Source organism: Coleofasciculus sp. FACHB-1120 (assembly GCF_014698845.1).
In the GTDB taxonomy this organism is placed as follows: Bacteria; Cyanobacteriota; Cyanobacteriia; order Cyanobacteriales; family FACHB-T130; genus FACHB-T130.
The window spans coordinates 1-7,572 of record NZ_JACJTV010000067.1 but is presented as its reverse complement, the minus strand read 5'-3'; the positions used below and the strand labels follow the sequence as shown (position 1 = coordinate 7,572).

Genomic DNA, 7,572 nt, shown 5'->3' with positions numbered 1-7,572 from the left:
GATTTTATCCAGTCGTTATCGCAATAGAAGGAAGCGATTTGGACTGCGTCAACTGATTGCAGGTATCTATAACTATGAACTGAGATTAGCTAACAAATTTTAATTCCTCAAGAGGTCTATTGAACGGGCTGGGCAACGAGCAGGGCTTCCCTTTCCAGTTCATCCGCATATGTTGCGTCATGCTTGTGGTTTCTATCTTGCTTCTAAAGGACATGACACCAGAGCGATTCAAGCATATTTGGGTCATAAGAACATTCAGCATACGGTGCGCTATACGGAGTTGGCACCAGGCCGCTTCAAGGATTTCTGGATGGATTAATGTTAACTCTCTGATGCTGTAACCTATGGCAACCAGTCCTAAGCTAACCTTCGAGCAAGTCCAAGCTGAAGCGCAAAAACGACAGCTTGTTCTGAGTCGTGACCCGAACCGTGGTTTTCGCTTGGATACTGACCCGCAGAGTGGTTCAAGTTGGCGTCACTTTCATCCAATGATTGCTGAGGATTGCAAAAAACGATTCAAAACTCTGGATGCCGTGATAAGTTGTCTTGGTTTGATTGATAGGCTAGAGGACTACGACCGTAAGGCACTTGCCATTGCCCAAGAGACCAAACAGTGAGTGGTTAGCGCGTACAGATCGCTCCACCCGTGAAGCAGATATTCAACGATTGCTAGAAAATGCCATTAGCCGCATTCCAAACTTGAGAAGGGGGGAAATCGCTCAATACAATGAGCAAGCACAGCAACAGCTAAACCAGTGGATTGCCGCCAATGGCATTCTTGACGAAGAAGAAGCATGTAAGCAAGCAGGGTTTCTCATTCGTAAACAACTGGAAACTGCTTGTGCCTTGGGCGTTGCTGAAAGAATAATGCTTGATTGGGTAGAATAGAGGGATGCAATGTCCTCAATGTCACTCAACTCAAACAGCTAAAAACGGTCAGCGTCGAGGAAGACAATGCTACAAGTGCAAGCAGTGCGGTCGTCAGTTCCTCGAATCCTACCGTCCTTGGCGCTACTCGAATGAAGTCAAGCAATTGTGCATCAAGATGTATCTTAACGGCATGGGGCTGCGGGGGATCGAACGAGTCACTAAGATCCACCACACAACTGTGATGCACTGGATTCGAGAAGCAGGACATCGACTGGATGATGCTCCAGAGGCTGAAGAGATCCCAGAGGTCACGGACTTGGACGAACTCCAAACCTTTGTCGGCAGCAAACGCAACAAGCTGTGGATTTGGACAGCTGTCAATCACAAGCAAGCGGGAATTTTGGCTTGGGTGATAGGTGATCGCAGTCGGGAAACCTTCAAGCGGTTGTGGTCGATAGTCAAATGCTGGCAATGCTTCTTCTATGTCACCGATGGATGGAAGGTGTACCCGATGTTCATTGATCAGGGTGACCAGATTGTGAGCAAGACCTATATGACTTGGGTAGAGGGAGAGAACACTCGGTTACGGCACTACTTGGCACGGTTGCATCGCCAGAGCTTGTGCTACTCCAAGTCGGTTGATATGTTGAAGTGTTCGCTGCGGTTGCTGCTTCACTACTTGAAGGATAGGACAGTGCCTCTGCCAGCTTAGCTCATTACACTTTCAGCAACGCCGTGCCTTGAAAGTGATTCGGATCGCTCGAATTCCTACAGAATGTCGATTGAAAGGGGACTCCGGCGATTTTGAGCCAGACTCTTGGTTTAGAATTCCACTAACGTTAACTGAGCCTGCTGGCTTTTGGGACTCCGGCTACTATCATCCGTTTGAGTTGAGTCTTGAGTAAATCAAGATGATTAACGGAGAAACACTAGTCAGTCGCAAGGAAGCAGCAGAAATTCTGGGTGTGGATGAGCCACAGTTTGACAGACTCAAACAAGAGTACGAGCTACAAGCAATCAGTGAGCGGCCTTCTCGAAAGAACCGCCATTTCTACTATCTGTACCGCTTACTTGATGTATTTCAAATCGATATGAGATTGAGAGAAGCTGGAGAATAGCCTATCTGCTAGCGGAAAATTTTTCTAGAATGCTCCCTTATCAAGGGTTCTAGCCGCTACGTGGCACTTCGTTGCAGCTTCGCTACCTTTACCCCGAATAGCAGTTACAGCAGTAAATTGAAGCGTGGCAACTGATGCAGTCAAAGTTGGGAGATAAGGAATGAGTAATCGCATTTGAGAAAAGAAGGAATTCGATCGCTACTTTCAGGTTTTCTATAACCTCCTTTCACCTCAAATCCATTTGGGCGAAGTGGTCTTGCAGCAATCTCGAACTTGACGATATCCCGTTTTAGACCGTTTATAAGACAAATTTATTGAGTTAGTACAACGCGCCTCAAACCGGGACGTACCATGTCCCACACTCCGTCTTTTAATCTATGTTTCCTAAAATGATTAATAAATAAGTCATAGGAAATTCGTTTTATTAAAAAGGAATATACCAATTCTTTTTTAAGGTATACAGATAACGTAGCTTGCAAGAGCAGCGAACACATTTTACTAAAGTAGAGAAAAATGAAATATTGTGACTTTTACTAAGTCTAAATTAGCTCTTTTATAATAATTCACAAACAGCTTCTAAGAGAACAAATTATTGTGTATAAACGTATACTGAGTGAGGTACTCCAACAGAAATGGAACAAGTTGTGAGTGATACTTAGAGGCAATACCTACAAATTTACTTCCATAAGGAATAGTTATTTCAGCTTGTAGAGCCTGTCCTACATCGGGTTGACCGATGAGCATCGATTTATTGTAAATCATAGCCATTTCGTCTACTATGACTGCAACGGGAAGAATATGAGCTGCTTCATACGCTAGTCTTGTGCTAGCTCGAAGTAAAACTGTTCTTTGGATTATTGATTCTGAACATCTCTGGAGATCATCAAGCTGATGACCGTAGGATTTCCAGAAAATGACATCTCGATTTTGAGCAGACAGCTTTCTAATATTCCCCTCAAAAACAGTCAGGCGATCACCTACTGAATCTCTGATTTCAGTTAGGTATCTTTTAAAGTAATCAATGTGGTTTGACTGGATTAATCCTTCAATTGAGCTATTTATCAGTTGTTCTGATTCTGTAGCAATGACCAGGGTAATACCAAATTCCATATAATTATTTAGCTGGAGCCAAATGTAGCTCAATATCAAAGTTCATATACATCGATTCAGTCCGCTCAAAACCATACTTCTTAAGCAGAGCGTCATGTTTGGCAATATCTCTAGGATCATGCGTCTCATAATGCTCCATTAAACTGCCTACAGGTCTAGTACGTGCCTGCGTGCCACCTACTTTTGTACCGACAATCTTATGCCCCGATTGAACAATGGATGTTTCAGCATAGTTAACTGAGTGAGAATGCATGATTAATTCATCAATACTCTTGCCAGGATACTTCTTCCGCAGCCAATGTAAGTGCAAGATAGTCTCGAAGTTTTGAATGGTACTCATCTTCACTTTCTTGATGCTTCCAATGGCAATGCCAAATTTCTTCATCTGGTGAATCGTCAGAAACGTGACTAAAGGCGTACCTTTCTTTTTCACCATCGGTATACCACTTTCAATGAAACTCGGTAATTTATCGAGAAAGGCTTCTTCCATCACAAACGTACCTGAGTTAGGGTCGTAGCTGCGAGTCATCTGACCGTTTTCAATCGAGCCATCAGCTTTCGTGAACTTTACTGTAGACACAAGCTTATTCCCCTGGACTTTTGTTTGAATATTCCAGTTGGCGGGGACATTATCGGCATTCACTGAGGCATACAGACCTTCAACTGGTTCGGTGACACGCTTCTGCGCCCGACTAAATCGTTCTGAGAAAGCCTTAACGTCTTCAAAAGGTGCCTCCCGCAGCAGGCGGTTCGCCAAATCGGAGTCTTGGCGAATGAGCTGAGTCAGTTTGGAGATGTCTTCGCTCTTTGCGACACCTCGCAACTCCTGTAGGGCTTGCTGGTCAAGCAAATTCAACGCTTTAAGGTCTTCATCAGACAATTTTCTCAGGATTTCATCCGGCAACTTGCTGCGGAGATTGGCTCGAATCTCATCAACATTTTGTGTGAGAGTTTCAGCGGGTTTAAGGGTAGAAGGTTCGGTACCAGATGATTTGGGAGCTTTCCCAGCTTCTTCAATGGCCTCATCTGCTTTTTTAAACAGCGTATTGGCTTCTGTATCAAGATTTTTGAGGTTGTCTGGGCTGAGGCTAGAATTGGCTGCTTGACGAAATTCCTGATAGGCTGTGCGAAGGTTGCGAATGGTATTCGGTAGTTCCACAACCACTCGAGTAATCCCGTATATAGCGATTGCAGTATTGGCGATATCCCAGGCTTTGAGGAACTTCTTCCCTGCTTCCGTGCTGCCAATTTCACTACGAAAATCGTTAATGACTATTCCAGCAGTACCTAGAGTTAAGTCCAACGCAGCTACTGCTTTTGCTAGACGTGTGCCTTTCGCTGCTAGCCCAACTCCTCCAGCAAACAGCAGAGTCACATCTACTGCTGCGTTGAATTCAGTCTTGAGTTGTTTGTTCTTGAGTGAAATCAGATTGATCGCTGGCATGTAGATGGTATTACCCTTCTTAGTGTCGGCAAATTCCTCGTCCATGAAGAAGTGAACACCAACAACTTCGTACGGATCTAGATACTGTGTGGTTGTTTTCATGCCTCCAAAAACTAAGTTGATCCAATAGGTTACTTTAAGCTGTCCGTCATCAGTTAATTCAACATCTTCATAGTAAAATCTGACGTTATACGTTGCCTTAATTAAGCCTGGATCAGCCCAGGGGAAAATCTTTGCTTTTTCCATTGCTTCAATCGCTTCTTCGGGGTTCAAGCCCTGAAAGAAGATGTTCCGCAAGGCTCCGTTATATTCTTTGTTTTCTTGCCCATCAATAGCACTTTCAAGGCGCTTCAATAATCCAGCATGGTTTTTCTTGAAGCTCTCCAGTAATGCTTTGCCATCCTTCGTAGGTGTCGAAGCAATAAGCTTGATGAGAGTCTGTTCGTCATCGTCTAAAACCAATGTACCATTGGAGATATAATCAATCAGTTTCAGACGTTCTTGTAAAGAGAGATAACGCATCTCCTCTAAACTAAGCTTTTCTGTTTCCTCATCTACACCCCAATCTTCATCCTTAACCAACTCCATGACATCCGAAATCTTCTCCTTGGCTCCTGCCTTGAACGCCAAAAACCGATCAATCGATTTTTCAAGGGTGTTCCAATCGTCTGTAATGGCAAGATTGCGCTGAAGATATGTCGATAAGTCCAGATCATCGAAGGTCATGATTTTCCGTCCAATGCGGATGACCTGCTCGTAATCTTTAGGCGCAATTACTTTATTGCCTTCTGGACGAAGGATGAGTTTAACTTTGTCGGGTAAGTTTTGAATCTGCTCCCGCTGATATAAGAGTTCATCTCGAATATTAAGCCATAGGCGCGATTTTGATTCTTCCCCTTTTTTTATTTTGGTTTGATTTTTGTCACCTAAATCTTTCCAGTACCGCCAATTTGCTTCGAGGTTAATCTCAGATTGATCCTTGGCTGGCAACTGATTAAATTCAGCTTCTCGTTCGTCATATCCTTCTGCCTGACCATGCTCATCTCTTGCGAGGTCTTCTGTTCCTTCAGCATTTCCTCGATGGGCATAATATGCAGCTTCCTCGAGGAAAAAACTAAACTCCTCCTTTTCTGCTAGTTGTTTTGGAGTAACTCCCCAATCCCCGATAAGTCTAATACAAAGTGGATCGGCCTCGTCACGCTTCATCTGTTCGCGTACATAGTCCTTACTTCGATTAAGAACAGATGAGAACATGTGCGCTGCCAGTTCTTCTGGTGCCCACGACAGCATATCTTCTGTTACAGGTCTGGTGAAGAATAATTTGTTTTCAGCAGGCTTATTTGAACCACCTCGCTGAATCCTTGCACATATTGGTTGCAGTTTAGTATTTAGCTGAGTTTCACCTGTCTGCTGCACTACATGGGTCAACTCATGTGCCATCAACTCATTATTCCCAGGAGACTTCCCGGCCCCAAAATAGACATCACTCCCATGAGTAAAAGCCTGTGCCCCTAACTCCCGATTCATCTGCACCGCTTCACCACCCGTATGCACCCGCACGCTGCTAAAATCAGCTCCAAAGCGAGGCTCCATAAAAGAACGCACTTCATTGGGTAAAGGACTTCCGCTACCCTGACTTTTATTCAGCTGAGTTTCAATCTCGCTAGTCGCTTCATGACTCCCATCTGATTGAACTCTTCTTTGCAATAAGGATTTTCTTTGAATTGGCTGCTGTGGTTCCTGACGTTGAGCGGTGCGGAGGATAGAGGTAGTTAAAGGCGACTTTGATTCTTCACTGGGTTGACGTTGAGCAGATAATTGGCTAACTGGGTTAGGCATTGCCATCACCCGTGCGGCTACTTGGTCAGCTTCCTGCTCATATTTATCCCCTGGCGGCCCAATTACAAGTTTGGGTTGAATAACTTGGGGTAGATCACTATAGACTTTCACCCGACCGAAGTAATGACCAAAACAAGTGGCTTTATCTAGCTGCGTTTGTAAATCTGGTTGCTCACCGACTTGCTCGGTTGCGACTGGTTCTACTTCGGATGAAAATGAGCGTTGCTGAAATTGTGGCTGAACCGGGGTGGTGGCAGTAGTCGGTGTTGATGAGGTTTTTACTTGGGCTTCGACTTTTTTGCTCATGAACGCCACCTTCCGTGATTTTTTGAATTGTAATTGGGTTCTCTTTGCCGTTCGTTGTGTTAGTTTTACACCCTAGTGCTGCTATTTTATTGGGAGTTCTCTTAAACCTCCGTGTATTTACATAACTCTTAAACTCGGTTAGAGTCACCACGACAATCGTCTCTATTCAAAGCTAGAACTACTGGATTATCACCCAATGTTTACGGGTAGATGTCCCTGCTGTGAGATACCCTTTGAGATGAAGAAACCGCCCTCAGTACATTGGGATTGCTCCCGGTGCGGATGGGTAGATGATACTCTGTAAGCGATCGCACTTTTTAATTACAGCAACGCTCCAGTAATTTAGATAGCTGCCCAACTAAAAATCAACTTAAAAAGAGCGATCCACTATTCGAGGTTAGCCCAGATAAGTCCATTTTTAGTCCCAATGGGAACTTAAAAAAGCGGTTGCTTCAGCGAAAAAAGGAGACATCGCCGTTCACTACTTTATAAAATAAAAGTTGCGATTACCCTCTTAAATCAAAGGCGATCGCATCAGTGGAAATAGAGAAAAGAGATCGCTGTTCACCCACCCGATTAAACGACTAGGCAACAAAGACTTATTACGTCCCAATTGCAACTTGGGCAGCGATCTCTTTCGATTCTCGGACACGATAATAAACGATTGATACACGCTACAGCAGTTCATCTCATTTAATCACTAGCCGATTGTCTAGACACTTAACCAAACATTTAACTAAAACAGCCACTTGACTGAGTAAGTTGTCCCACAAAATGACTTCTCTAAATGGGACAATTAAATAGGTACTTTTCTGACGCTGGATTGAGCATCCTAGTCGCTGATTTTTTAGGGGTTTAAATGGGACAGCTAAAGCCGTATCGGGT

Annotated in this window: 7 protein-coding genes and 2 pseudogenes; 6 read left to right on the top strand and 3 right to left on the bottom strand. The window is 44.1% G+C overall.

The window, feature by feature from the left end; all coding sequences use genetic code 11:
• From H6H02_RS26275 to H6H02_RS26250, 6 genes and pseudogenes are all read left to right on the top strand, one after another.
• A pseudogene (locus H6H02_RS26275) lies at positions 1-103 on the top strand (IS5/IS1182 family transposase); the annotation flags it as partial.
• A 15-nt stretch (positions 104-118) separates the two neighbouring features.
• A pseudogene (locus tag H6H02_RS26270) lies at positions 119-319 on the top strand (tyrosine-type recombinase/integrase); the annotation flags it as partial.
• A gap of 25 nt (positions 320-344) precedes the next feature.
• A complete protein-coding gene (locus H6H02_RS26265; protein WP_190823340.1) occupies positions 345-617 on the top strand; it encodes a hypothetical protein in 273 nt (90 codons plus the stop codon).
• Positions 595-888: a hypothetical protein gene (locus H6H02_RS26260; protein ID WP_190823339.1), complete on the top strand. Its 294-nt coding sequence runs from the start codon at positions 595-597 to the stop codon at positions 886-888. Before H6H02_RS26265 ends, H6H02_RS26260 begins: the two co-directional genes overlap by 23 nt.
• Positions 889-892: 4 nt before the next feature.
• The gene (locus H6H02_RS26255; RefSeq protein ID WP_190823337.1) at positions 893-1,582 is read left to right on the top strand and encodes an IS1 family transposase; all 690 of its coding nucleotides are present in this window, start codon (positions 893-895) and stop codon (positions 1,580-1,582) included.
• Positions 1,583-1,781: 199 nt separating this feature from the next.
• Entirely contained in the window at positions 1,782-1,988 is a 207-nt protein-coding gene (locus H6H02_RS26250; protein ID WP_190823335.1) for a hypothetical protein, read from the top strand.
• A gap of 576 nt (positions 1,989-2,564) precedes the next feature.
• Here H6H02_RS26250 and H6H02_RS26240 read toward each other — a convergent pair.
• The 3 genes from H6H02_RS26240 to H6H02_RS26940 all read right to left on the bottom strand — a co-directional run.
• On the bottom strand, positions 2,565-3,098 hold the full coding sequence (locus tag H6H02_RS26240; protein ID WP_190823331.1) for a hypothetical protein: 534 nt from the start codon (positions 3,096-3,098) through the stop codon (positions 2,565-2,567).
• Between the two features lie 4 nt (positions 3,099-3,102).
• Positions 3,103-6,687, bottom strand: coding sequence for a DUF4157 domain-containing protein (locus tag H6H02_RS26235; RefSeq protein ID WP_190823329.1), 3,585 nt, complete (start codon positions 6,685-6,687; stop codon positions 3,103-3,105).
• Positions 6,688-7,376: 689 nt separating this feature from the next.
• On the bottom strand, positions 7,377-7,572 hold a 196-nt coding region (locus tag H6H02_RS26940), incomplete at its 5' end, for a hypothetical protein (RefSeq protein WP_206757314.1).